Here is a 24,365-nt window from a genome sequence, read left to right on the forward strand (position 1 = left end):
TCTCCGATTCGTAGGGCAGAGGATATGCACAGGTTATTTTTGGGGCTTATAGGCGATGGCCTTGATTTCAATTAACAAGTGCGGGTGGGGCAGTTGATGGACCGCCACGGTGGTGCGGGTCGGACCGTCGTAGTCAAAATAGTCGGCATAAACCGCGTTATAGCCAGCAAAATCGTTCATATTGACGAGAAAAGCACTGATCTCGACAACATCATTCAGGTCGGCTCCGACACTACGCAGGATGTCGCGAATATTATCGAGCACCGCGCGAGTCTGAACGTCGATAGCCAGGCGGGTTGCACCCATGGCATCGGCTTCGGCCCCGGCAATACTGTTGTCCGGCAATCTGGCACTGGTGCCGGAGACAAACAGAAAGTCGCCGGCCCGTTTCACGTGTGGAAAACGTCCGCGCGGGGCGGCTTTTCCTTTAACAACCACAGCCTGGTTAGTCATAGCTGACCCTCGGTATGAAATGCCGTTCGCCCAAAACCGGAAATATCGACGCTGACGTGTAGCCCGGGGCGTAAAGCTTCTGCTGCGGTTGCCGCACCAGCGAGGATCACCGAACCGGCAGGCAGTACGCGTTCTTGTTGATGCAGCAGGCTGGCGATCTGTACCAGTGCACGCAATGGATGCCCAAGAATAGCTGCGGTGCTGCCAACCTGCACCGGACGCCCATGAAAGTTCATCACCACACCAAGGTTATCGATGGCGCGCTGCGGGTTCTGCAAGGCCCCCACGACGAATTTGGCGGATGAGCAGTTGTCGGCAATCACGTCTTCAAGGGTGAAGCGGAAATCGCGGTAACGGGAATCGATAATCTCCAGCGCAGGGCATACCCCTTCAAGCACCCGGCCGGCTTCGGCCAGGGACAGCGGGCCATTGATCTCTTTGCCGGTGATAAAACAGAGTTCAGGTTCCACGCGCGGGTGGATCAACTCGCGCAGATCCAGTGTTCCTCCTTCTTCAATCTGCATGGCATCGGTCAGTTCTCCCCAAATAAGATGGTCAACGCCCATTTGCTGCATTTTGGCGCGGCTGGTGAAACCCAGCTTCAGGCCGACGCGACGCTCTCCACGCTGCTCGCGCAGCCGGATCCCTTCAGCCTGAATCCGATAGGCCGTGGGAAGATCCAGAGCCTGCTGTCCGGTTAACTGTGCGGTGGCTTGCTGGCTGAGTGTGGCCTGGTCTAGCTGAGTGGCCAGTGCGGTAAGATCCATGATTTTGCTCATGCAATGTTCTCCTGAAGCCTGTTTCGCTGGGCCAGCAAATCCAGGGCGACGTCAACGATCATATCTTCCTGGCCGCCGACCATACGCCGACGGCCGACCTCCAATAAGATATCGGCGGTTTTAAGTTGATACTGCTCCGCCGCCTTTTCGGCATGGCGCAGAAAACTGGAGTAGACGCCGGCATACCCCAGCGACAGGCTCTCTCGATCGACGCGTACCGGACGATCCTGCAATGGACGCACCAGATCGTCTGCCGCGTCCATCAGTTGCAGTAGGTCGCAACCGTGGTTCCAGCCCAAACGTTCGGCGGTGGCGATAAAGACCTCAAGCGGCGCATTGCCGGCACCGGCGCCCTGACCGGCCAGCGAAGCGTCGACCCGCTGACAGCCTTCCTCCACTGCGACAATCGAGTTGGCGACCCCAAGCGCTAAATTATGGTGAGCGTGCATGCCGATTTCCGTGTTTTCATCGAGCACCTCGCGCAGAGCGCGGAAGCGATCGCGGATATCCTGCATCAGCATGGTGCCGCCAGAATCGACCACGTACACGCAGGTGGCCCCGTAGGACTCCATCAGTTTCGCCTGCTGTGCCAGATGTTTGGGTTCAGCCATGTGGGACATCATCAGAAAACCGACGGTGTCCATCCCCAGCTCACGCGCATAGCTAATGTGTTGGCGCGAAATATCCGCTTCGATGCAGTGAGTGGCGACGCGCACTACCCGTGCGCCGGCATCATAGGCATTACGCAAATCGTGAACGGTACCGATACCCGGCAACAGCAGCGTCGCGATCCGGGCATGGCTGACCGACTCTGCGGCAGCGGCAATCCACTCGACGTCGCTGTGCGCGCCGAAGCCGTAGTTGAAGCTGGAGCCGGATAGCCCATCACCGTGGGCCACTTCGATCGAGTCGACCCCAGCGCGATCCAACGCGGTGGCGATTTGTCTGACCTGTGGCAGCGAGTAACGGTGGCGTACCGCGTGGGAACCGTCACGCAGAGTGACGTCGGAGATATAGAGTTTTTTCATCTTCATGCTCCCTGACCTTGCAGCAAACGCCTTGCGATATGCTCACCGCAGGCCAGTGCGGCTGACGTCATGATGTCGAGGTTGCCGGCGTAGGCCGGTAAATAGTGAGCGGCCCCTTCGACCTCCAGGAAGATGGAGACTTTCAGGCCACCCTGCGGACCCAGATCCGGGTAAAGGTGCGCATCGGCCGGGGCGATGGTTTCAAACTGGACTTCCTGCTTGAGTCGATAGCCGGGAACGTACTCTTGCACTTTGGCGACCATGGCAACCACCGCCTCGGTGATTGCTTGCCGATCGCTCGGTGGCGTCAGGCAGAAAACGGTATCGCGCATCATCAAGGGCGGTTCGGCCGGGTTGAGGATAATGATGGCCTTGCCGCGCCTTGCGCCGCCTACGCTTTGCAGTGCCAGCGCGGTGGTTTCGGTAAATTCGTCGATGTTTGCGCGAGTGCCGGGCCCGGCAGAACGGCTGGAGACCGAAGCGACGATCTCGGCATAGTAAACATCGGTGACGCCGGCGACGGCGGCCACCATCGGAATGGTGGCCTGTCCGCCGCAGGTGACCATATTCAGATTGGGGGCGTCGCCCAGAGTTGCCAGATTGACTACCGGTACCACGTAGGGGCCGATGGCTGCTGGGGTCAGGTCGATTACCCGTACACCGTACTGTTGCAACAACTTATTGTGGTGCGCGTGCGCCCCGGCCGAAGTGGCGTCAAAAACCACTTTGATTTCGCTGAAATCGGGCAGCGCGAGCAGGCCATCAATGCCTTCGGACGTCGTCGCCACGCCCAGCCGATTCGCACGAGCCAGGCCGTCGGAGGCAGGATCGATTCCGACCATCGCAGCCATTTTCAAGTGCTGACCGTGGCGCAGGATCTTAATCATCAGATCGGTGCCGATGTTGCCCGAACCGATGATTGCAGTGGCAATTTGCGCTGAGTTGCTCATTGATCACCTCCTGCGGCAGGGGCGAAGCGGCCGCTGACCTGACCGAGGCCCTCAATGCGGGCGCTAAACACATCCCCAGCGCAGGCCGCTACCATCGGCCCCAATGCGCCAGTGAGGATGATATCGCCGGCACGCAAAGCGTTGCCGCGTTGCGCCAGCGTGTCCGCCAACCACAAGGCGGCAAGCAGCGGATTGCCCAGACAGGCGGCTCCGGCACCCACCGAAACCGGTTCGCCAGCCCGCTCCAGCACCATGCCGCAGCCCAGCAGATCGACGTCCTTCAACAGCACCGGGCGGTTGCCCAGCACGAACAGTCCGCAGGAGGCGTTATCGGCAATGGTGTCCGCCAGCGAGATATCCCAGCCGGCGATGCGGCTATCAACCACTTCGAGAGCGGGCAGCAGATAGGCGGTGGCGCGGATCAGGTCGGCGAGCGTGTTTTTTTCATGGGGCAGATCCCGTTCAAGTACCAAGGCGATCTCGGCTTCCACCTTGGGCTGTATCAGCCGACCGGCGGCAATCTCTTCACCGTCACACAGCGCCATGTCGGCGAACAGCTGGCCGAAATCCGGTTGATTGACCCCCAGTTGGCGCTGTACCGCCGCCGACGTCAGCCCGATTTTGCTGCCCACCGGCCGGTGTCCCTTTTGGATCCGCTCTTGGTTATTGACCCGCTGTATGGCATAGGCGGCATCGATATCCTGTGAACCCACCAGGTGGCGAACCGGCGCGCAGGGGCAGCCACTCTCGGCGGCCTGCCTGAGCATTTTGGCCGCTTCATGGTGTTCAGGCTTCAGTGAATTTGACACATGACTCTCCTGTTATGCGCCACGCGTGAACGTGGCCGTTTTCCCTGCGGCTGGGTATTGTCGTGAGTCATGCCCTTGAAGAAAGAGAGCGTTGGCGACCACGATTTAGCCAGCCAGCGAGAGTGGATACAGGGCAGTCTAATCAGATGGCCAATAAGCGAAAAATGAATAAAGTGGCTTTTGCTATTCCTTAAAGTTATGCCATAGTCGCCAGACTTGGTGCCTGGGCCAGACGATTTTTGGGAGTAAACGACAATGAATGAACGTTCCCCTTTTAACGTGAGCGATATGATCCTGAACCGGCTCAAGCTGCGTCCACTGCTGATTTTTGACCGGGTATTACGCAATCAGTCGATTGCGCGTGCGGCTCGGGAACTGAATCTGACCCAGCCCGCCGTGACCAAAGCGATCCGCGAACTGGAACAACAGCTGGATACCCTCCTGTTCGATCGTAATAATCGGGGCGTGACCCCAACGGACTGTGGTGTCTTGCTGGGAGAGCGGGTTAAATCGGTGATTGCCGAGCTGCGCTACCTGACCGATGAGCTGAACACCTTCAAGGGCGGCGTTACCGGCCATGTTGTGGTGGGAACGCAGATCTCGGCCAGCGCCCGTTTGTTGCCGCGCGCCATCTTGTTGCTGAAAGAACGAGCACCCAAAATTCTGGTCACCGTACGGGAAGGGCCGCAGGATTACTTATTTCCTGCATTAGCAACCGGTGAGCTGGATGTGGTGGTAGGGCGTTTGCCCGAGCCCGATGCGCCTCTGACTGCACGCATGGCGCTGAGTCACCGGGCATTATATTGCAACAGCCTTTGCGTGGTGGCCGGCAGCCGCCATCCGCTGGTGCAAGAAGCCAATCTTAACCTTCAACACCTTGCGTCATGGCCGTGGATCCTGCCGCCGCTCGACTCGCCGGCCCGGCGTGTGGCCGATCAATTCTTCAAGGAGTCCGGGCTGCCGGCCCCTGAAAATATCGTGGAGTCATTGTCGCTGCTGACCAACGTCAACCTGCTGGTGGATTCTTCATTCCTTGGCCTGATGCCGACCGCCGCGGCGCGGCGCTTTATTGCGGCCGGTCTGCTGTTCCAACTGCCGCTTGGCGACGTGGGCCCTTCCACCGAGGTCGGGTTTTCCATCCGTGAAGATAAGCCTTTGACGCCGGCGAGCAGGCAACTGATTGAATGCCTGAAATTGGCGGTTCAGGAAGACAATGCGTTGCCTGGCTATAACCAAACGGCATAGCAAAGCCCGCTTTATTCATTTTCACCTTATTTCTACGGCTCCCTACACTGCGTAACGATACCCGGACGAAGCTCCCTTCCAACGGCGTTGTTTTCAGACGCCAATGACAGGTTTCTTCGTGCCGTTTTGTGACTCAGGAGGAACAGTGCCGTGGCAATTTATCAATCCGCGCCGGATTTACCCTTGTATATCGACGGCCAGTTTGTCGATGGGATCCGGCAGTTCGACAATATCAGCCCCGTTGATGGACACCTCGTTTCGCGAGTTGCCGAAGCGGGGGAAGCGCAGGTAGCGGCAGCGGTCAAAGCCGCCCATGCCGCACTCTCCGGGCCTTGGGGGCAACTGAGCGTGCCGGAACGTGTGGCGCTATTGCACCGGGTGGCCGAGGGTATCGAAGCCCGTTTTGACGAATTTGTCGCGGCAGAAGTGGCGGACACTGGACGCCCCGAGAGTCTGGCGCGTACGCTGGACGTTCCCCGCGCCATTGCCAACTTCCGTACCTTCGCCGATCTGGCTGCAACCTCGGTCAATGAATGCTGCGAAACGCCGCAGGCCGATGGTGGCCTGCTGTTCAACTATACGGTCCGCAAACCGCTTGGGGTGGTGGCCGTGATTTCTCCCTGGAATTTGCCGCTGCTGCTGCTGACCTGGAAACTCGGGCCAGCGTTGGCCATGGGTAACACCGTGGTGTGCAAACCGTCGGAAGAAACGCCCTCTTCAGCAACGCTGCTGGCGCATGTAATGCATGAGGCCGGTTTGCCTGCCGGGGTATTTAACCTGATCCACGGTTTCGGACCGGGTTCCGCAGGCGAGTACCTTACCCGCCAGCCGGAGATTGCCGCCGTTTCCTTTACCGGCGAATCTCGTACGGGCAGCGCCATCATGAAAGCGGTGGCGGATGGCGTAAAAGAGATCTCTTTCGAATTAGGCGGGAAAAATGCTGCGGTGGTGTTTGCCGATGCTGACTTTGAGGCGGCGGTCGCTGGCGTAACACGCTCCTCATTTTTCAACACTGGGCAAGTGTGTTTGTGCTCTGAACGGGTTTATGTCGAGCGCCCGATCTTCGATCGTTTCGTCGCGGCATTAAAAGAACGGGCCGAAGCCTTGAAAATAGGTTATCCCGATGAGGAGGGCGTGGATCTCGGCCCGCTGGTGTCGCAAAAGCATCGGGATAAAGTGCTTTTCTATTTCGCGCTGGCGCGTAGCGAAGGAGCCACCCTGATCACCGGCGGTGAGGTACCGGTATTCGGTGACGAGCGCGATAACGGCTCCTGGATCCGCCCAACCATTTGGACCGGCCTGGGCGACGACGCACGCTGCGTGCGCGAAGAGATTTTTGGACCGGTATGTCACATATCGCCTTTCGATAACGAAGAGGAAGTGCTGGCGCGGGTCAACGACAGCCAATATGGTCTGGCCTGCGCGTTATGGACCAGTCAGGTCGGGCGGGCGCATCGCCTGGCTCGGCGTGTTCATACCGGCATCGTCTGGGTTAACAGCTGGTATGCCCGCGATCTGCGCACCCCGTTTGGCGGCAGCAAACTGTCCGGCATGGGGCGCGAGGGCGGGCGTCACTCTTTGGACTTTTACTCTGAAATCAGCAATGTCTGCATAAAACTATAATCGCTCACCGGCTGCCGCCAGCCCGTGGCAGCCCGCAGAGTCCCTCTATTCGCTGACAGGAGCCTGACCTCATGTCTCATGGTGCATCTCTGGATATTGAAGCCTTTATCGATCAATCGCCATTTTCCCCGTTCCAATGGCTACTGCTTCTGCTGTGTTTTTTGGTGATTTTCATGGACGGTTACGATATGGCTGCGATTGCCTACGTGGCCCCTTCACTGCTGGACGAATGGGGAGTGCAGAAAGCCGAACTGGGGCCCGCCATGAGCGCGGCGTTGTTTGGCCTGGCGTTTGGTTCGCTGCTGTCCGGGCCGCTGGCAGACAGGGTGGGCCGCAAACCGGCGGTGATCTATTCCGTATTGTTGTTTGGGGTGTTCAGTCTGGCAACCGCCTGGTCAACTTCGATAGGATCATTGACCCTGCTGCGTTTTATTACCGGATTAGGGTTAGGGGCTGCGATGCCCAATAGCATCACGCTGCTGTCCGAATATTGCCCCAGTAAGCGGCGCACCATGATAGTCAGCGCCATGCTGTGCGGTTTCCCGCTGGGGGCGGCTGTCGGTGGCCTGCTGGCCGGTTACCTTATCCCTTCATTTGGCTGGCGTTCAGTGTTGGTGGTAGGGGGCGTGGTGCCTATCCTGCTGTGTGTAGCACTGCCGTGGCTACTGCCGGAGTCGGTACGCTATATGGTGCTTAAGGGCTATCCCAGCGCCCGTATTCGCGCCGTTTTACAGCGCATAAAGAAGGAAGGGGTCGAGCGGGCTGAGCACTTCGTCATTGCGGAAAAAATAGCCGACGGACATTCCGCTATCCGTGCCATTCTGACTTCTCCGCATCGCACCGTCACAGGGTTGCTGTGGCTGAGCTGTTTTATGAGCATGCTGGTGTTTTATATGATTGTTAGCTGGATGCCGCTGTTGCTAAAAGAGGCGGGGCTGTCGGTGCTGCAATTTTCCCATATCAGTGCGCTGTTCCCGTTAGGCGGTGGGGTGGGGTCAATAGTGATAGGTTGGGTGATGGATCGCCGTGAACCCAATAAGGTCCTGGCGCTGACCTATCTGGCCGCCGGGGTATTGGCCTATGGCGTGGGCCTGGCGGTTGGTAACGTCACTCATACACTGCTGTTGGGTTCACTGGTGTTCTTTATGGGATTTGCTTCCGGTGGCGGGCAATCTGCGCTGGCGTCACTGTCTGCTTCGTATTATCCCACCAGCTGCCGCGCCACCGGGGTGGGCAGCATGTATGGAGTAGGGCGTTTTGGCGCTATATTCGGCGTGCTCGCCGGTGCGGAACTGCTGCGTTACCAGTATCCCGCCGCGGCCATTTTTAGCCTGTTGCTGATCCCTGCCTGGTTGGTTTGCCTGGCGCTGATGCTGAAGTATTTCAGCGGACGGCGGCGAGAACTGCTGTTGGCTCGCTTGCCGGATAAACAGTGACGTTACGCTTGCGTTTGCGTTTGACACTGCAGCAGAGAAAGAGAAAGGCGTTACTTGTCGTCAGGAAGGAAATAGTGCCCGCATTTAGGGCAGATCATGGTGATGTTTTTACGCATTTTGCGACTGTTTTGTTCAGATACGTGAGCGCATTTCGGGCAGGTCACTTTTACTGATGAGTCGCTGAACATCTTAAGGGCATCAAAGATAGACATATCTTTCACCGGGTAGATGTAAGGAGCCTCAGTTTAGCATTGCTCGGGGTTAATAGCCCTTTATTGATTGTTTATTAATCATTTCTGCGAGGGCGGTGCCGGGACTTTGGCGCCGATGAACAAGCGGCGCCGCAGTAAAAATGTCACATTTCCATCCGAGGTTACATCTGTCGGAGCAACCTTACGCAGGCATGACAGTTCTATACATTGTGGCTGGTAATTTAACAGCTACCCGATGATGTTGTGTGTTATCCATTCCCTGTAGTGTATTACCCCATCCCTGTTAAGTTTATCCCGCCTTGTGCGGGATTTTTTTTACCTGCGCTCAATCATTTGCCCGCCAAACATAATGTCGCGCGTGGCCTGCAACGCCAGAAAATCATGGGGGAAACCGAGCTCGATGGCACTGGCAGTTTCCAGCCGTTGCCATTGCTCTTCTGTGAGCCGGACGTCTAATGCCCCCAGATTATCTTCCAATTGCGCCAGCGTACGTGCGCCAATAATGGGGGCGGTCACCGCCGGGTTACGCAGCGTCCAGGCCAGGGCCACTTGCGAAGCGCTGAAGCCGGATTCGTCGGCCAGCGCCTGTACCTGTTCGGCAATCACAAGATTGCGTTCGGTCAGCATACCCTTATTGCGTACCATTGCGCGTCTTGTCCCGTTCTCTTCCCCCATGGGCTGCAAATCACGTCGGCTGTATTTACCGCTCAAGATACCGCCGGACAGCGGTGACCAAGGGATCACACCGAGGCCCATTTCCTGTGCCATCGGGATCAGCTCACGCTCTACGGTGCGTTCCAGCAGGCTGTATTCGATCTGCAGGCCAATCAGCGGTGACCAGCCACGTAAATCCGCCAGCGTCTGCATTCTGGCAGCCTGCCAGGCGGGGAGATCCGAAACGGCCAGGTACAGCACCTTGCCGGCGCGCACCAGGTCATCCATGGCGCGCATGATCTCTTCCACCGGTGTGGTGAAATCCCAGGCATGCAGATACAGCAGGTCGATATAATCGGTATTCAGGCGCTGCAGGCTGTCTTCCACTGAGCGCACCATACTCTTGCGATGGTTGCCGCCGGAGTTGGGATTATCAGGTTGCATGGGCAGCGTGTATTTGGTGGCGATTACCAACCGATCGCGGCGTCCGGCGGCGAACTCCCCGACAAAACGCTCGGCGCTGCCTTCGGTGTAGCGGTTGGCGGTATCGATGAAATTGCCGCCGCGCTCGACGTAAACGTCAAACAAACGGCGGGCCTCCGCCTGTTCCGCCCCCCAGCCCCAGTCGGTGCCGAAGGTCATGGTGCCGAGTGCCAGCGGCGAGACGCGCAGGCCGGAACGGCCCAGTAGACGGTAGTGGTTTAGGGCCAGTAATGTATGCATCGTGCATTCCTCTGTGGTTTTTCCCCAGAATAGGCCCCGCGATACTCTGATTGAATACGCTATAATCTTCATGAATTATTAAGCGCAGGAGGCATAATGAGAGGAAGTGACTTTGCAGAGCTGCGCGCTTTTGCTGCCATTGTGGAACATGGCGGTTTTGCCCGCGCCGCAGCGCAACTGGGTATGTCCGCTTCCGCACTCAGCCAGACTCAGCGTAATCTGGAGACCCGACTTGGTGTTCGTCTGTTGAATCGTACCACTCGCAGCGTGGCCCTCACCCAAGCGGGGGAGCAGCTGTTAGCGCGCCTTTCGCCAGCATTGGCGGAGATTGAGGCCGCCGTCACCCAGACGGCTGCGCTGCGTTTACAACCGGCGGGCACGCTACGCCTTAACGCGTCCGGTTTGGCGGCGATTTATTATCTGGCCCCGTTGTTAACGCCGTTCAATGCACATTATCCCGATATTGTGGTGGATCTAAGCGTGGACGATCGGCTGGTGGATATTGTTGCCGCCGGTTTCGACGCGGGCGTACGTTTGCATGAGCGGCTGGAAAAAGACATGGTGGCGGTTGCGCTGGGAGGCGAGCAACGCATGTGCGTGGTCGCCTCGCCGACATACCTGGCTCGTTACGGCGTACCACAGACGCCGGAGGCGCTACGGCAGCATCGTTGCCTAAATACTCGCTGGCCGACCAACGGCAGTCTCTATCGCTGGGAGTTCGAGCGCGGTAGCGAAAAGCTGGAGATTGCAGTGGAGGGGCCCTTGATCGTGGATGAACCGCAGGTTCTGGTGCGTGCTGCTATGGATGGGCTGGGGATTGCCTACTTGTTCGAGAGCCAGGTGGCTGAAGCCCTGAGGGACGGCCGGTTGCTTTCGTTGCTCACGGGCTGGACGCCGCCTTTCCCCGGATTTTACCTTTATTATCCCGCTAATCGGCAAATGCCGCGGCCGCTGCGTGTGTTTATTGACTTCGCCCGGCAGCAGGGCTAGCTGGTGGTGGTGAGCTGACGAGTATCCGGTTTTTTTGAATAACTCTGTCAGATAAATTTGGTATTCACCCCGGAGACAGTTGATTAGATTGGATCAGAGTATCCCCGGATGCCATAGGCATCCTTATACAACGATCAGGGAGTTTCTAATGGCGAAGACAGTGGTAATTTTTCACTCCGGCTACGGCCACACCGAACGTTTGGCAAACGTGGTTGCGCAAGGTGCCGAAGCTGAACTGATCGCTATCGATCAGGAAGGCAATATCAGCGATGAAGCCTGGCAAAAACTGGATGAGGCGGATGCCATTATCTTTGGTTCGCCGACCTATATGGGGGGCCCGTCCTGGCAATTCAAAAAATTCGCCGATGCCAGTTCAAAAGCCTGGTTTACCCGCAAATGGCAGGACAAGGTTTTTGGTGGCTTCACTAACAGCGCCAGCCTGAACGGCGACAAGCAGGTGACGCTGATCGCGCTGCAAACGCTGGCCTCTCAGCATGGTGGTCTGTGGGTCAGTCTGGGGCTGATGCCGGCCAATACCAAGGCGGCGCAACGTACCGATGTGAACAACCTCGGCGGGTCCGTTGGTCTGCTGGTGCAGACCCCAGCAGATGCCGGCGTGGATGAAATGCTGTCGGGCGATCTGGAAACGGCTACGCTGTACGGCCAGCGCGTTGCGGCATTTGCCGCCAAATTGGCTTAAGCATTATCCCCTTGCACGCGCAGGGGGGGGGGAGATTAGCCAGGTACGCTTTTATTCATACGCACGCTTTGGGGCGCTCATTTTTTCTACACAATTGGGGCGTAAATTAGTGTGCGTTATTAGCCTGCTTGGGCTAACACTGCATTTCGTACAAATATTCCCGGTTCCTAGGCCGGGTTTTTTGTTGCTAAGGTGGGCTTAAGCTTCCGGCGATACAATGAGCGGCAACAGGGTCATGCAATGATCGTGTCGTAACTGTCAATTAGCTGCTCTTCAAGCGAGCCCGCATTGCGCGGGCTTTTTTTATGAATTGCGCTTCGTTGCGTCTTACCGGAAAATAATAACCGGCAGCATGGCTTGAGCGGTAGGTAAAATACCCATCTTATTATTATGGTTTTGGCGTTGTGATCATCGGTGATGGTTTACGCTATGCTGTTAGATATCCTTGAACATTATTTTCGGGCGGGTGAAAATCCGCTTCGCATTGCAGGATACCGGTGAGCGATGGCGTTAAGAGCATTCTGTTAATTAAAAACGAATCTATCTTTGTTGCTGATCTGTCTGTATTTTTTAATTTTAACTCTGATTGTTATGTCTTCCTCATCATGTCGGGCGAGGGAATATGCATAGAATTGCTCTGGTGATTATAAATATATGGGTAAGGCGATGAACGCCAGAATAAACGCCAAGCAGGGATTGCCGGTCGCCATCCAGTTGATCACGCTTTTTCTGCTGGCCTATTTACTTTCCCTGCTGGGTATTTTTACACGTCCAATAGGTTCGCTTTCTCTGTTTTGGCCGGTGAATGCGATTTTACTCGGTCTATTATTACGCAAACCGGCCTATGCCAGCCCTGCGGGGTGGTTGATCACCTATCTGGGGATGATCGCCGCCGATTTGACCAACGGCGAAAGCCTGTCGCTGGCGCTGTGGTTGAATGCCTGCAATATGTCCCTGATTGCTACCGGTTACGGTGTGATGCTGCTGTTGCCGCAGTCGCAGCGCCGAATGGGCAAACCTCAGGCGATCCTCTATATGTTTACTGCCAGCCTGAGCGGTGCGGCAGTGGCATCGACACTGTCGATACTGCGCAATGACAGCCTGTACAACAACACGGCGATTATCGCCTGGCTGGCGTGGTTCAGCGAACAGTTCTCGACCAACCTGCTGTTGCTGCCGGTATTGCTGGCCGCCCCGCGGCTTAAACAACTGCTGCGCCTGCAGATCAATTGGCAGCTGCGTGCCAGTATGCCGCTATTGGCGCTGCTGTTTTCACTGGTATTTAGCGTGTATATCGGCGGGCCGGGGGCGATTGCTTTTCCGATCCCTGCGTTGCTGTGGTGCGCGGTCCGCTATCAGTTGTTCACCGTGACGCTGCTGACATTGCTAACCGGCATGACCGAGATCAGCAGCATTTCGGCTAACCTGATGCTGTATGAAACGCCGAACAACCATAATGCCTACCTCGATACGCTGATGTCAGCCCGTCTGGGCATTGCCATGTTGGTCATGGGGCCGCTGATCCTTTCCAGCTCAATCGCGGTTAACCGTAAGCTGCTGCGGCGCCTGGAACACAGTGCCAATCATGATTTCCTTACGGGCGTCTTGGCGCGTAATGCACTGACGCGCAAGGCCGGTGAAATGCTGGAGCACAAATATAAATCGAAAGAAGCGGTGTCGCTGCTGTTGATCGATATTGATCACTTTAAACAGATCAATGATACCCACGGCCATTTGGCCGGCGATCAGGTATTGGCTTCGTTCGCCCATATCATTAGGCGCGAGCTGCGTCACGATCAACTGTTTGGGCGTTTGGGCGGTGAAGAGTTTGCCATTATGTTGCCGCGCGCGCTGGCGGCGCAGGGTGTGGCGTTGGCGGAGCATTTACGGCAATTGGTGCAAAAAACCGAGTTGTATCCTGGTGGCAAGGTTCCGCTAAAAATCACTATCAGCGTTGGCGTCGCCAATCTGGCGATGAATGAGGTGAAATCGCTGGAACAGCTGATGAATATGGCAGATATCGCGCTTTATCGCGCCAAGTCGCAGGGGCGTAACAGGGTGGAGTCGTTTAATGTGATCAGTGGCAACAGCGTGGACCACATTCTGTTTAAATAAAGGCGTCAGTTCTGCTTGGGTTCAAACTCGGTGCCGCAGTTTGGGCAGATCAGCATGACTTTTTGCCGCAGCATCGAGCACTTTTGAGTCGTCACATAGGCGCATTTCGGGCAGGCGATTTGGGTTGAGCGGTTGATGAAACCTTTAACACTGCTGGTATCAGACATAATAAATGGCCTGTGTCAGGTGAAAACCCACGCTAACACAGGTGATATCAAATTGCTTTGAATGTTTTTTAAACGCCTGGAAAGGGATTACAGGCTTTTAAGCACTTTCAGCGTTTCGTCCATGTCGATCTCGTGCTCGGAGAAGGTATGGGTGTCGTTCTGGAAGGTGGTGATGGTCAGCATGCGCAGCGTTTGCATGGTCTGGGACGCGTCCTCAGACTGCGGGCGGATGCGGTTCATCAGCAGGCCAACCGACAGCACGGTATTTTCTTTATCCACGTCCGCTTTCACCGGCACTTCCTTGGTGAAAGTATTAAAGGATTTGATGCTGGTGATTTTGATTCTTTCGTTGGCGATGATGATGTACTTGCTCGACGCCAGCACCTTGACCGCAAATGCCGACGGGCCTTTGGTGTTGTTGGTCGGTTCGAAAGTCACCGCCGCGTTTTTCTTAATCAGCTCCGGGTTTTGCACTTTAATCACGTGAAAATAACGATTTTCCCCGTTCTCATCGGTAATAAAGCCGAAGCCTTTGTCTTCAAAAAAAGTCGTTATCTTGCCGTTCATCATCATTCTCATAAAGTCGTTCAATACAGTGCTTATGATAGCGCGGAATGCCTTGCAGTGACAGATTGCGTGCCCGGCATTTGATAATGCGATAACGGCATTTAGCCGCGTGGTGGCCGCATGCTATTTTCAGCCTGACTTTATTCATTTCTGAAAGGGAAAATCGATGGGAATTAAACGGCTTAACCACGCGGTGTTGTATGTCAGTGACGTGCAGCAAAGCGCGGACTTTTATCATCAGGTGCTGGGATTCAAGCTCAAACCTTCAGGCAGCCCCGATAAAGCGGTGTTTACCCAGGCGGCCGATTCGGATAATGATCACGATTTGGCGTTGTTCAGCAAGAACCTGGGGCAGCAGCGGGCCGGTGTTTTTCGCGCCAACGGCGAGCCGCCGGCGGAAAACGAACCTCCGGCCGGGTTGTATCATCTGGCCTGGGAAGTCGATAGCCTGGACGAACTGGAGCGCATTCGCGATCAATTGGCGCAGCGGGGCATTCTTGGGCTGGAGGAAGACCATGGCGTGCACAAGAGCATTTACGGTCACGATCCGGATGGGCTGTTGTTTGAAGTGACCTGGTTTATTCCGTCGGCGTTGCAGACAGAAGAAGATCGCAACCAGCGCGGCATCAAACCGCTGGATTTCGTCGCCGAAAAACGCCGTTTCGCGCAGGCATGATAGAACGGGGCGCCGTTGGGCGCCCTGCAGTTACAGAACCTTATTGAGAAAGTTGACGGTGCGGTGATGCTGCGGATGGTTCAGTACCTGTCGCGCATTCCCCTGTTCGACGATTTGCCCATCGACCATAAAGACAATCTGATCCGCCGCTTCGCGCGCAAAGCCAATTTCATGGGTTACCACCACCAGCGTAACTCCCAGATCCGCCAGTCCTTTGATGACGTCCAACACTTCACCAACCAGTTCAGGATCCAGCGCCGAAGTCGGTTCATCGAACAAAATCACCTTTGGATTCAGCGCCAGAGCACGAGCAATGGCGATACGCTGTTGCTGACCACCGGACAGGTGACGCGGGTAGGCATCCGCCTTGTGCCGGAGGCCGACGGTATCCAACAGTTGATAAGCGACCTCTTTGGCCTGGGCTCGCGAGTAAATCTTATGTACCACCGGCGCTTCAACGATGTTTTCCAGGACCGTCAGGTGAGGGAACAGGTTGAAGTTCTGGAACACATAGCCAACGTTGATGCGCTGCTTGAGAATGGCGTTTTCTTTCAGCTCATACAGCTTGTCACCCTTGCGTCGGTAGCCGACGTAGTCGCCGTCGATACGGATAAAACCTTCGTCGACGCGCTCGAGATGATTGATGGCCCGCAGCAGGGTGGACTTGCCGGAACCTGAGGGACCAAGAATAACCGTGACGGTTCCCGGCTGCAGCGTCAGGCTGACGTCGTCCAGCGCTTTATGCTTGCCGAAATATTTGCTCACGTTGCTGATCTCAATCAGGCCGCGGGCCGGTACCGGGACAATGTTGCGCACCGGCGCTTCGCGCAGGGCATAATAATCAATGGCTTCGGACATGGGATCCTCCTAACGTTTTAACCAGCCGGCCAGTTTCTGCCATGGCGTTGGCGGCAGTTCGCGGACCGCGCCCCGGGCGAAATAGCGCTCAATGTAATACTGAATGACCGACAGTGCGGTGGTGATGAACAGGTACCAAATCGTGGCGACCATCAGCAGTGGGATCACCTGCTGAGTACGGTTATAGATCACCTGAATGGTGTAAAACAGCTCAGGCAGCGCCAATACGTAAACGATGGAAGTGCCTTTCGCCAGGCTGATGATTTCGTTGAAACCGGTCGGAACGATGGAGCGCAGCGCCTGCGGCAGAATGATACGAAAGGTGCGCCGATAACCCGGCAGGCCAAGCGCCGCCGCGGCCTCATGCTGGCCGTATTCCACGCCGAGAATGCCGCCGCGGATGATTTCTGCGGTATAGGCCGATTGCACCAGCGTCAGCCCCAGCACCGCCACGGAGAACTGGCTGAGAATATCGATGGTCGGATAGCTGGCGAACACCACCGAAGTAAAGGGAATACCTAACGAAATCGCATCGTACAGGTATGAAAAGTTATACAAAATAATCAGCACCAGAATCAGCGGCAGTGAGCGGAACAGCCAGATATACCCCCACGCCAGCGAGGCCAGCAGATAAGAGCGTGACAGCCGCGCCAGCGCCAGCAGGGTGCCGAAGATGATGCTGAACAGGGTGCCAAGCAGCGTCAGCAGCAAGGTCTGCCCCAACCCCGACAGCACCGCCGGTGCAAAGAACCATTCGGCGAACACGCCCCATTCCCAACGTTCGTTAGCCGCCACCGACTGGACGATGGCCGCCAGAATAAAGACTGAAAACAGCGCGCCCACCAGCCGTAGCGGGTAGCGTGCGGGAACCACTTTTAACACTTCTTGTTTGGACATTGCAGATCTCCTGAAACAGATAAAAAAGGGTTAAGAAGGGGGCTGTCCCCTAGGCAATCTTCCTTTCCGGCGCGCAACAGAGTGCGTCCGCTGTTGTCAGGTTTTTGCGAAACGGCAGTCGGCCGTCGTAGGGCGGGCGGCTGTAAACCTCACTGTCGACGCTGGGATCGAACTGTGGCTGATAGCCGTTGCTCAAATACAGGCCCACGGCCTCCGGCTGGCGAAAGCCGGTGGTCAGATAGAGCTGACGATAACCCTGTTCCAGCGCCAGCGTTTCCAACTGTTGCAATACCCGCTGCGCCAGCCCCTGTCGGCGCAGGTCTGTTCGGGTCCAGATACGCTTGAGCTCGGCAGTTTGCGGATCGTAGCGTTTGAAAGCGCCCATGGCGATGGGCTCTCCGGCCCGCAGCAGCACGATAAAGGCACCCTGTGGTGGGGCGTACAGATCCAGCGTTTCCTGCTCCTGGTCACCAAAATAGTTGCCGTAGCGTCGGCGGTACTCGTCGAACAACCCTGCGATCACCGGTTCGATCAGCGGATCGTCCGGCAGCGTTTGGATAAAAACGTCATTTGCCATCTGTATGCTCCTAATCGCCCAAGCCCTGTGGGTTGATCTCCGAGTGCGGAATGCGTTCGACGCTCTCACCCCAACGATTCAATACCTGATCGTATTGCCCACCCTGGATCACCCCGTTCAGCGCTTCGTTCACTGCGTACACCAGGCCATTGCCTTTTTTGGTGGTGACGGCAATGTGCGCCACTTTTGGCCAGCCGCCGTCTACCGTGCCCGCCAGTTTGGTACGGCCATTGAGCGCAGCCTTGTAGGCACCCATCACATTGGGACCGAAATAAGCGTCGGCGCGTCCGGACTGGAGAGCCAGCGTGGCGGCGGCATCATCGGTGACGTAGACAGGCTGCAGCGGTTTCAGCCCTTGTTGTTGGTTCTGTTTGTCCCAGTCCAGCAGGATAGCTTCCTGGTTGGTGCCTGAGCCGACGATGATCTTCAACCCGGCGATGTCTTTGGCCTCTTTAATCGAAGTGATCTTGCCGCCCGATTTCACGTAGAAGCCGAGGGAATCGATGCGATAGGTGGCGAAATCAAAGCGTGTCTTACGCTCTTTGGTCACGGTGACGTTGGTGATGGCGGCGTCGTATTTGCCAGAGGCGACGCCCAGCGGCCAGTCTTCCCACGAGGTTTGCACCACGTTCAGTTCCAGGCCCAGACTGTCGGCGACCAACTGTGCGATGTCGGATTCGCTGCCAATCAACGTTTTATTGTCCGAGGCGAACAGCGCCAGCGGCGGGGTATTGAGCGCGGCAATCGCCACGGTGAACTTGCCCGGTTGCACGAAATGGAAACCTTGCGGCAGTTTGGCGATCGCCTGCGGGTTTTTAGCCACATGAATGCGGGTTTCATTGGCTTTTAAATCGATGCCGGTGCCGGCTGCAAGCGCCGTGCCGGCCAGGCTTAACGAAGCCAGGAGTGCGGCAACGACGGTGACGGTAAAGGTATTTCGCATAGCAGCTATCCCTGAAAATAATATTATTGTTATTGGGTAAATTGGTTCAGTGGCTGCTTCAGGCCAAGGTGATCGCGCAGCGTGTCGCCGTTGTAATCACTGCGGAACAGGCCGCGTTGTTGCAAAATGGGCACTACGCGGTCGACAAAGTGGCTGAATGAATTTGGCGTACCGCCGCTGATGATGAAACCGTCGGCGGCCTGGGTGTCGAACCAGTTTTGCAGGCCGTCGGCCACCGCTTCCGGCGTACCGCCGAATACCGGACGTGGCGAGGCCGCCTCCAGCGCCACTTCACGCAGCGTCAGATTGCGCTCACGGGCGTTGCGTTTGATGGCGTCGGTGGTGCTGCGAAAGCTGTTTTGCCCCAGGTCGCCAATATCTGGGAAAGGTTCATCCAGCGGGTGACGCGAAAAGTCATAATGCTCAAAGTAGCGGCCCAGATAATTGAGCGCATTTTCGATGCTGACCAGGCGCGCGGTTTCCCAATACTGACGCTCCACGTCTTCATTATCGTCACCGACGATCACGCTGACGCCCTGGAAGATCCGCAGGTCATCCGGTTCGCGCCCTTGTTCCACCAACTGTTTTTTGACGTCCTGATAAAATGCTTGTGCCTGTTGTTGCGATTCATGATGAGTGAAGATGGCATCGGCGTGTTTGGCCGCCAATTGCTTGCCGTCTTCCGAAGCGCCCGCCTGGAACAGGATCGGACGGCCCTGCGGCGTACGGCCAATATTCAGTGGCCCCTGAACAGAGAAGAACTCTCCCTGATGGTTTAGGGTATGCAGTTTTCCGGCACTGAAAAATTCGCCGCTCTGCTTGTTGCGCACGAAGGCGTCGGCTTCCCACGAGTCCCACAGCCCTTTGGTTACGTCGAGGTATTCGCTGGCAATGCGGTAACGCAGGCTGTGTTCCGGATGTTCGGCGCGCGAGAAATTTTTCGCGGATCCTTCCAGTGGCGAGGTGACAACGTTCCAGCCCGCCCGGCCTTTGCTCAGGTGATCGAGGCTGGCGAACTGGCGAGCCACGGTAAAGGGATCGCTGTAGGAGGTGGATAATGTGCCCACCAGGCCGATTTTGTCGGTCGCTGCGGACAGGGCGGCAAGCAGGGTTAGCGGTTCAAAACGATTGAGAAAGTGCGGGATGGACTTCTCATTGATATATAAGCCGTCGGCAACAAACACGAAATCCAATTTACCCTGTTCGGCTTTTTTCGCCGTGGCAATATTAAAATCGAGATTAATACTGGCGTCGGCGGTGGCATCCGGATGCCGCCAGGCAGACATATTTCCCGACGCGCCATGCAAAATGGCGCCAAGACGTAATTGCCGTTGATTATTCGCACTGTTGCTCATTGCTTTCACCCTGTTAAATGCCGGTGTGGCGCTCTCTTTAGAGCTCCACTATTGATTAGCGTCATCAGGATGTAAAACAACAAAACAGCATATTCAAATGTTGAAAATAGCAAATATAACGGTGAGGGAAATAATAAATCGCAGCGCAGAATACTCTACGCCGCGAAATAATAATCAGACAGGTTTACACGTTGCTGATGGCTTTTTCCGGCACCGTGGTTAATTGTTGCAGCGTGCGCTCCGCCAACAGTTCGAAATATTGCGAAGCGGGGAAAATCGCCTGTTCATCCGGATTGAAACGCGGATGGTGCAGGCCGAACTCGCTTGCCGAACCGATGCTGACGAACACGCCCGGGACATGATGCAGATAAAGCGCGAAGTCTTCGCCGCCCATTTGTAACTCGGCTTCTTCCACCCGGTAACCCGCTTCGGCGGCGACGGTTTTGCTGAACGCTGCCCAGCGTGGGTCGTTGATGACCGCCGGTGGCCCAGCCTGCCAGCGCAATTCTGCTTCTGCGCCAAGCGAGGCGGCCACGCCGTTAATCACCTGGCGGATTTTATCCGGTACCTGACGGCGAACCGCATCACTGTGGGTGCGCACCGTGCCCTCCAGCTCTACGGTCTGCGGCAGAACGTTCCAAGTATTGCCGCCCTCGATACGCGTGACGCTCACCACCAGGGATTCCAGCGAACTGAAGCTGCGGCTGGGCAGGGTTTGCAATGCGGTAACGATCTGGCTGGCGGTGACGATGGTGTCGACCCCTTGCTCCGGCTTGGCAGCGTGCGCGCCCTTGCCGGTGATCAGAATTTGGAAACGATCGACGTTGGCGTAAAACGGGCCTGCTCGGGTGGCAAAGGTGCCGGTCGGCAATTCGGGGGCATTGTGCAAACCGAACACTGCCGCCACGTTATCCAGCGCACCGGCGTCGATCAGGTGTTGAGCTCCGTTGAAGGTTTCTTCTGCTGGCTGGAAGAAAATACGCACCGTACCGGGCAGAGTCGCCTCACGCGCTTTCAACAAGTGCGCGGCGCCGAGCATGACCGACGTGTGAAAATCATGTCCGCAGGCGTGCATCACGCCGCTGTTTTGCGAGCTGAACGGCACGCCGGAAATTTCTTCGATCGGCAAGGCGTCAATATCGCCACGCAGCGCAATGATCGGCCCCTTGCCACTGCCGATTTCGGCCACTACGCCAGTCTTCAGCCCGAGCGGCAAAATACGGATACCGGCCTCTTCCAGCCAACGGGTGAGGCGGGCGGTCGTGGCAAACTCCTGGTTGGACAGCTCAGGGTTCTGATGCAGTTCACGGCGATAGGCGATGATTTTTTCGGCCAGTTGGCTGGTCATAGTCTTGGCTCACAGTGGTTAACAAGTTTTAACCCTAGTGCAGCGCGGCCGGAAGCAAAAAGACTATATGGTTATATTTCATAGCGATTGTGTCTGCATCACGCCGTCAATACGCGTTGACGCCCCATCAAACAGGCGTTCGACCGCTGTTCGCTGGGGTTTAGAGAGGATTGGACTGCCCGTGGTGGCAATGGCCAAGGGGGTAGGCGGTTTACAGCGGCGGAGACGGATTTTTTCACTTTTTATCGGTTTTATGTGATCCAGGTTGTGGACAAAATCCCGTCTAATTGCTGTACTGTACTGGACACACGTTTTGTGTCTTACATTCACGTTAAAGGTAAGTTTGATGTCTAAGATTAAAGGTAGCGTTAAGTGGTTTAATGAATCCAAAGGCTTCGGCTTCATTACTCCGGAAGATGGTAGCAAGGACGTTTTCGTTCACTTCTCTGCCATCGCTAGCAATGGTTTCAAAACTCTTGCTGAAGGCCAGCGTGTAGAATTTGAAATCACGAACGGTGCCAAAGGGCCATCTGCTGCTAACGTTATCGCTATCTAAGCTACAGTAGCCGAAATTCTTAAAACCCGCTCTCAGAGCGGGTTTTTTATTGCCTTTTTACGACGATTTACGCCTGCGGTTTACGTACCAGCAGCTTAAACAGCAGGATGGCGATGGCATAACAGCCGACGATGGTTAGCGCCATCGACACGCTGGAGGTGCCGCCCAGGCCGGTAAGTGGCACGCTGCAGGCACCCAAAGCAAACATGCTCACGCCAATCAATGCGGAGGCGCTGCCGGCTTTGTCCCCTTGGCTTTGCATCGCCAAAGATGACGCCGTAGGGCCCACGATGCCGATCACCGCTACCGAGAAGAACAGCGGCACCAGCAATAGCACCAGCGGGGCATGCAGGCTGGCAGCCAGCAACAGCAGCAGCGAGGAAACCGCAGCCAGCGTTAAGCCGCCTTTCAGCACCTTTCTTTCTCCCCAATGTATGCTCAGGCGACTGGATATTTGCGCCGAAATAATCAGCCCGACGCCGTTGATGGCGAAGCACAGGCTGAACATCTGCGGGCTGAGGCCGTAAATCTGTTGCAGCACGAAAGGAGAGGCGCCGATGTAGGCGAACATCCCGGCCATGACGAAACCTTGCGTCAGGCACAGGCCCATAAATTGGCGTTGGGTCAGCAAGCCGCCCAGCGACTGCAACATTGCCAAAATCCCGCCCTGGCTGCGACGTTCCGCGGGCAGTGACTCGCTGAGCTTCAAACTGGCTAGCGTAAACAGCAGCACTGCGATACCTGCCAGCACGCCGAAAATTCCTCGCCAGTCCATGAACTGCAGCATGGCTCCCCCCAGCACAGGCGCAACGATCGGTGCCAGGCCGTTAACCAACATCAGCAGGGCGAAGAAGCGTGTCAGTTCATGCCCGGAATAGAGATCGCGGGCTATAGCGCGCGAAATGACTGCACCACCGGCACCGGCCAGCCCTTGCAACAGGCGGGCAATCAACAACTGGTCGATATTCGGCGCCAACGCGCACCACAGTGACGCGAACAGCAGCAGCGCTAACGACACCAGCAGCGGACGCATGCGGCCGAGCTTGTCGCTGTAAGGGCCGAAAATCAGCTGGCCGACGCCTAACCCCAGCAGGCCGGCGGTCAGGCTGAGCTGTGCCGTGGCGGTAGAGGTATTCAGCTCTCCGGCCATCTCCGGCAGAGCGGGCAGGTAGAGATCGATGCACAGCGGCCCCAGTGAGGCAAGCAGGCCAAGCACGAGCGCGTACACCAGACGTTGTCTGGCTAATGGTCTGGTCATAAGGATTAAGGTTTCCTGAACAGGTGAGAGATAGCTTGTTGATATAAGCCGTTCAGCAAGCTGACGTCGGCTTTTTGTGTGGTGAGTATGCGATAGCCGGTGCCTTCGCTTAATACGGCAATAAATTCCACCCTGGCGGCAATTTCCTGCTCGCTGAAATATGGGTAGAGCCGACGCAGGCTTTGGCAAACATGATGAAACAAGCGCGTTTCCGCATCGCTGAGCATTTTCGCCACCGTCGGGTTACGGGTGGCTTCAGCGGTCACTTCCAGCATCAGCATGTGATCGGTTTCAGTTTCGCCCGGTTGCTGAAACAGGCTGCGTGCTGCCAGAGTGCCGGCGATCAGGTTGATATGGTCGCCGAGATCTTCCAGGCGGCGCATTTTACTGGCGATGATGCGGTTGACGATCTCTTCGATGATGGCGTCTTTATTGTCGAAATAGCGGTAGATCTGGCCAACGCTCAGCTGCGAGGCATGCGCGATTTCCGCCATGCTGGCGGCGTGGAAACCGTGCTGGCGAAAGCAGAGTTTTGCGGCGTCGACAATCTGATCGCGGCGGGCCTGCACTTTAGCCTGCTTGCTGTCGCTGGTGGATATCATGTCCCGATCCTTTGCCAAGAAATGTGTTGTTCACCTTCTGGGTGTGAACGTTCATTCTCAATTGTAATGCAACAACGGCAATAGGCAATAGGGCAAGGGTAAAGGTGGGGAAGCGCTGCGGTTTAGGCGAACAGATATACCTTGATAAAGGCGACAACAACCAGCAGGCATAGCAGGGTTGCGGCAACTTCAGTGACGGTTCTTGGCAGGCTTGGCATCTGAGTTCTCATCCAGTTGGGGTGACTGGATGAGATTATGCGCACGGGAGATTAAGGAAACATTAAGGCAGCGAAATCACTTATTGCCCGTTGACCCAGATGACCAGCATAAACGCCAACAGGGTCATCGCCAGCGATCCCGCCAGGTTGAGCAGCATATTGCCCAACGCCCAGGCGAAACGACCATCCTGCAGCAAATACACCACTTCCAGAGAAAAGGTGGAAAAGGTGGTCAGGCCGCCGCAAAAACCGGTGGTGATCAGCAGTTTCCAGGTCGGATCCAGGTGTGTCATCCGGGTGAATATCGCCATAGCCAGGCCGATGATAAAACCGCCCAGCAGGTTCACCGCTAGCGTACCCAGCGGGATGTGCGCATTGAGCGGGTTCATCTTCATGCTTATGGCCCAGCGCAGCACGCTGCCGACACCACCGCCAATAAAAACTGCCAGTAAAGAACTCAACATGGTCGAAACTACCTTTCATTCAAGGGGAAATAAAACTCAGAAAGGTTCAGGCGTAACGCTACGCACCCCTCTGAGAGGTTACGTAGACATCATCAGCCTGTGAGGGCGGTTATGGAGGAATGTCATCTCCGTTGTTCGGCACGGCTGTTTGGCTGTGCATAG

General features: G+C 56.3%; 26 protein-coding genes and 1 riboswitch. Of the genes, 8 read left to right on the plus strand and 18 right to left on the minus strand.

Features of this window, described 5'->3' with window-relative positions; genetic code table 11:
• Nucleotides 1-33 precede the first annotated feature (33 nt).
• Genes M495_RS05150 through M495_RS05170 form a run of 5 tightly spaced genes read right to left on the minus strand, consistent with a single transcriptional unit; the run spans nucleotide 34 to nucleotide 3,977 of the window.
• Entirely contained in the window at nucleotides 34-453 is a 420-nt protein-coding gene (locus M495_RS05150; protein WP_020825585.1) for a RidA family protein, read from the minus strand.
• Nucleotides 450-1,232: a 2-keto-4-pentenoate hydratase gene (locus tag M495_RS05155; RefSeq protein WP_020825586.1), complete on the minus strand. Its 783-nt coding sequence runs from the start codon at nucleotides 1,230-1,232 to the stop codon at nucleotides 450-452. The genes M495_RS05150 and M495_RS05155 overlap by 4 nt, the downstream gene beginning before the upstream one ends.
• Nucleotides 1,229-2,266 (minus strand): 4-hydroxy-2-oxovalerate aldolase, encoded by a 1,038-nt coding sequence (gene dmpG / locus M495_RS05160; RefSeq protein WP_041414295.1) that lies wholly within the window; start codon nucleotides 2,264-2,266, stop codon nucleotides 1,229-1,231. The genes M495_RS05155 and dmpG overlap by 4 nt, the downstream gene beginning before the upstream one ends.
• A complete protein-coding gene (locus M495_RS05165; protein WP_020825588.1) occupies nucleotides 2,263-3,210 on the minus strand; it encodes an acetaldehyde dehydrogenase (acetylating) in 948 nt (315 codons plus the stop codon). Before M495_RS05165 ends, dmpG begins: the two co-directional genes overlap by 4 nt.
• Complete coding sequence (locus M495_RS05170) at nucleotides 3,207-3,977, minus strand: 2-keto-4-pentenoate hydratase (RefSeq protein ID WP_051150521.1); 771 nt, start codon at nucleotides 3,975-3,977, stop codon at nucleotides 3,207-3,209. Before M495_RS05170 ends, M495_RS05165 begins: the two co-directional genes overlap by 4 nt.
• Before the next feature lie 297 nt (nucleotides 3,978-4,274).
• Here M495_RS05170 and M495_RS05175 point away from each other — a divergent pair, with 297 nt between their 5' ends.
• The 3 genes from M495_RS05175 to M495_RS05185 all read left to right on the plus strand — a co-directional run bounded on the left by M495_RS05175 (nucleotide 4,275) and on the right by M495_RS05185 (nucleotide 8,323).
• Nucleotides 4,275-5,264 (plus strand): LysR substrate-binding domain-containing protein, encoded by a 990-nt coding sequence (locus tag M495_RS05175; protein ID WP_020825590.1) that lies wholly within the window; start codon nucleotides 4,275-4,277, stop codon nucleotides 5,262-5,264.
• 150 nt (nucleotides 5,265-5,414) lie between these two features.
• Nucleotides 5,415-6,887 carry a 2-hydroxymuconic semialdehyde dehydrogenase gene (locus M495_RS05180; RefSeq protein ID WP_020825591.1) on the plus strand — a complete coding sequence of 491 codons (1,473 nt, stop codon included), beginning with the start codon at nucleotides 5,415-5,417 and terminating at the stop codon, nucleotides 6,885-6,887.
• A 71-nt stretch (nucleotides 6,888-6,958) separates the two neighbouring features.
• Nucleotides 6,959-8,323: an MFS transporter gene (locus M495_RS05185; protein WP_020825592.1), complete on the plus strand. Its 1,365-nt coding sequence runs from the start codon at nucleotides 6,959-6,961 to the stop codon at nucleotides 8,321-8,323.
• A gap of 50 nt (nucleotides 8,324-8,373) precedes the next feature.
• Here M495_RS05185 and M495_RS25985 read toward each other — a convergent pair whose 3' ends face one another.
• Together M495_RS25985 and M495_RS05190 are read right to left on the minus strand one after the other, a co-directional pair.
• Complete coding sequence (locus M495_RS25985) at nucleotides 8,374-8,535, minus strand: YnfU family zinc-binding protein (RefSeq protein WP_216641657.1); 162 nt, start codon at nucleotides 8,533-8,535, stop codon at nucleotides 8,374-8,376.
• A 315-nt stretch (nucleotides 8,536-8,850) separates the two neighbouring features.
• Nucleotides 8,851-9,912, minus strand: a complete 1,062-nt coding sequence (locus M495_RS05190) for an aldo/keto reductase (protein ID WP_020825593.1) — start codon at nucleotides 9,910-9,912, stop codon at nucleotides 8,851-8,853.
• A 96-nt stretch (nucleotides 9,913-10,008) separates the two neighbouring features.
• Between M495_RS05190 and M495_RS05195 the strand changes: the two genes are divergently transcribed.
• The 3 genes from M495_RS05195 (at nucleotide 10,009) to M495_RS05205 (ending at nucleotide 13,717) form a co-directional block, all read left to right on the plus strand.
• Nucleotides 10,009-10,902, plus strand: a complete 894-nt coding sequence (locus M495_RS05195) for a LysR family transcriptional regulator (RefSeq protein WP_020825594.1) — start codon at nucleotides 10,009-10,011, stop codon at nucleotides 10,900-10,902.
• Nucleotides 10,903-11,050: 148 nt separating this feature from the next.
• On the plus strand, nucleotides 11,051-11,602 hold the full coding sequence (locus M495_RS05200) for a flavodoxin family protein (RefSeq protein WP_020825595.1): 552 nt from the start codon (nucleotides 11,051-11,053) through the stop codon (nucleotides 11,600-11,602).
• 666 nt (nucleotides 11,603-12,268) lie between these two features.
• Nucleotides 12,269-13,717: a GGDEF domain-containing protein gene (locus M495_RS05205; RefSeq protein WP_020825596.1), complete on the plus strand. Its 1,449-nt coding sequence runs from the start codon at nucleotides 12,269-12,271 to the stop codon at nucleotides 13,715-13,717.
• A 5-nt stretch (nucleotides 13,718-13,722) separates the two neighbouring features.
• Here M495_RS05205 and M495_RS25755 read toward each other — a convergent pair whose 3' ends face one another.
• Together M495_RS25755 and M495_RS05210 are read right to left on the minus strand one after the other, a co-directional pair.
• A complete protein-coding gene (locus M495_RS25755; RefSeq protein WP_020825597.1) occupies nucleotides 13,723-13,884 on the minus strand; it encodes a YnfU family zinc-binding protein in 162 nt (53 codons plus the stop codon).
• Between the two features lie 87 nt (nucleotides 13,885-13,971).
• Entirely contained in the window at nucleotides 13,972-14,451 is a 480-nt protein-coding gene (locus tag M495_RS05210; protein ID WP_041415242.1) for a cold-shock protein, read from the minus strand.
• 166 nt (nucleotides 14,452-14,617) lie between these two features.
• Here M495_RS05210 and M495_RS05215 point away from each other — a divergent pair, with 166 nt between their 5' ends.
• Nucleotides 14,618-15,127 (plus strand): VOC family protein, encoded by a 510-nt coding sequence (locus tag M495_RS05215; protein WP_020825599.1) that lies wholly within the window; start codon nucleotides 14,618-14,620, stop codon nucleotides 15,125-15,127.
• A 30-nt stretch (nucleotides 15,128-15,157) separates the two neighbouring features.
• On the opposite strand, the gene M495_RS05220 is transcribed toward M495_RS05215, so the two are convergent.
• From M495_RS05220 to M495_RS05245, 6 genes are all read right to left on the minus strand, one after another.
• Entirely contained in the window at nucleotides 15,158-15,985 is an 828-nt protein-coding gene (locus tag M495_RS05220; RefSeq protein WP_020825600.1) for an amino acid ABC transporter ATP-binding protein, read from the minus strand.
• 9 nt (nucleotides 15,986-15,994) lie between these two features.
• Nucleotides 15,995-16,882: an amino acid ABC transporter permease gene (locus tag M495_RS05225; RefSeq protein WP_020825601.1), complete on the minus strand. Its 888-nt coding sequence runs from the start codon at nucleotides 16,880-16,882 to the stop codon at nucleotides 15,995-15,997.
• A 49-nt stretch (nucleotides 16,883-16,931) separates the two neighbouring features.
• Nucleotides 16,932-17,459 carry a GNAT family N-acetyltransferase gene (locus tag M495_RS05230; protein WP_020825602.1) on the minus strand — a complete coding sequence of 176 codons (528 nt, stop codon included), beginning with the start codon at nucleotides 17,457-17,459 and terminating at the stop codon, nucleotides 16,932-16,934.
• 10 nt (nucleotides 17,460-17,469) lie between these two features.
• Nucleotides 17,470-18,402 (minus strand): ABC transporter substrate-binding protein, encoded by a 933-nt coding sequence (locus M495_RS05235; RefSeq protein WP_020825603.1) that lies wholly within the window; start codon nucleotides 18,400-18,402, stop codon nucleotides 17,470-17,472.
• 29 nt (nucleotides 18,403-18,431) lie between these two features.
• Nucleotides 18,432-19,757: an LLM class flavin-dependent oxidoreductase gene (locus M495_RS05240; RefSeq protein ID WP_020825604.1), complete on the minus strand. Its 1,326-nt coding sequence runs from the start codon at nucleotides 19,755-19,757 to the stop codon at nucleotides 18,432-18,434.
• Between the two features lie 184 nt (nucleotides 19,758-19,941).
• The gene (locus tag M495_RS05245; protein WP_020825605.1) at nucleotides 19,942-21,105 is read right to left on the minus strand and encodes a M20 peptidase aminoacylase family protein; all 1,164 of its coding nucleotides are present in this window, start codon (nucleotides 21,103-21,105) and stop codon (nucleotides 19,942-19,944) included.
• 346 nt (nucleotides 21,106-21,451) lie between these two features.
• On the opposite strand from M495_RS05245, the gene cspE reads away from it, so the two are divergent.
• Nucleotides 21,452-21,661: a transcription antiterminator/RNA stability regulator CspE gene (cspE, locus tag M495_RS05250; RefSeq protein WP_002210315.1), complete on the plus strand. Its 210-nt coding sequence runs from the start codon at nucleotides 21,452-21,454 to the stop codon at nucleotides 21,659-21,661.
• Between the two features lie 67 nt (nucleotides 21,662-21,728).
• On the opposite strand, the gene M495_RS05255 is transcribed toward cspE, so the two are convergent.
• The 3 genes from M495_RS05255 to crcB form a co-directional block, all read right to left on the minus strand.
• Nucleotides 21,729-22,919, minus strand: a complete 1,191-nt coding sequence (locus M495_RS05255; protein WP_020825606.1) for a multidrug effflux MFS transporter — start codon at nucleotides 22,917-22,919, stop codon at nucleotides 21,729-21,731.
• A 5-nt stretch (nucleotides 22,920-22,924) separates the two neighbouring features.
• Nucleotides 22,925-23,521 (minus strand): TetR/AcrR family transcriptional regulator, encoded by a 597-nt coding sequence (locus tag M495_RS05260; protein WP_020825607.1) that lies wholly within the window; start codon nucleotides 23,519-23,521, stop codon nucleotides 22,925-22,927.
• A 298-nt stretch (nucleotides 23,522-23,819) separates the two neighbouring features.
• Nucleotides 23,820-24,203 (minus strand): fluoride efflux transporter CrcB, encoded by a 384-nt coding sequence (crcB, locus tag M495_RS05265; protein WP_020825608.1) that lies wholly within the window; start codon nucleotides 24,201-24,203, stop codon nucleotides 23,820-23,822.
• Between the two features lie 76 nt (nucleotides 24,204-24,279).
• Nucleotides 24,280-24,342: riboswitch (Fluoride riboswitch) on the minus strand.
• Nucleotides 24,343-24,365 lie beyond the last annotated feature (23 nt).

This window comes from Serratia liquefaciens ATCC 27592 (genome assembly GCF_000422085.1).
In the GTDB taxonomy this organism is placed as follows: Bacteria; Pseudomonadota; Gammaproteobacteria; order Enterobacterales; family Enterobacteriaceae; genus Serratia; species Serratia liquefaciens.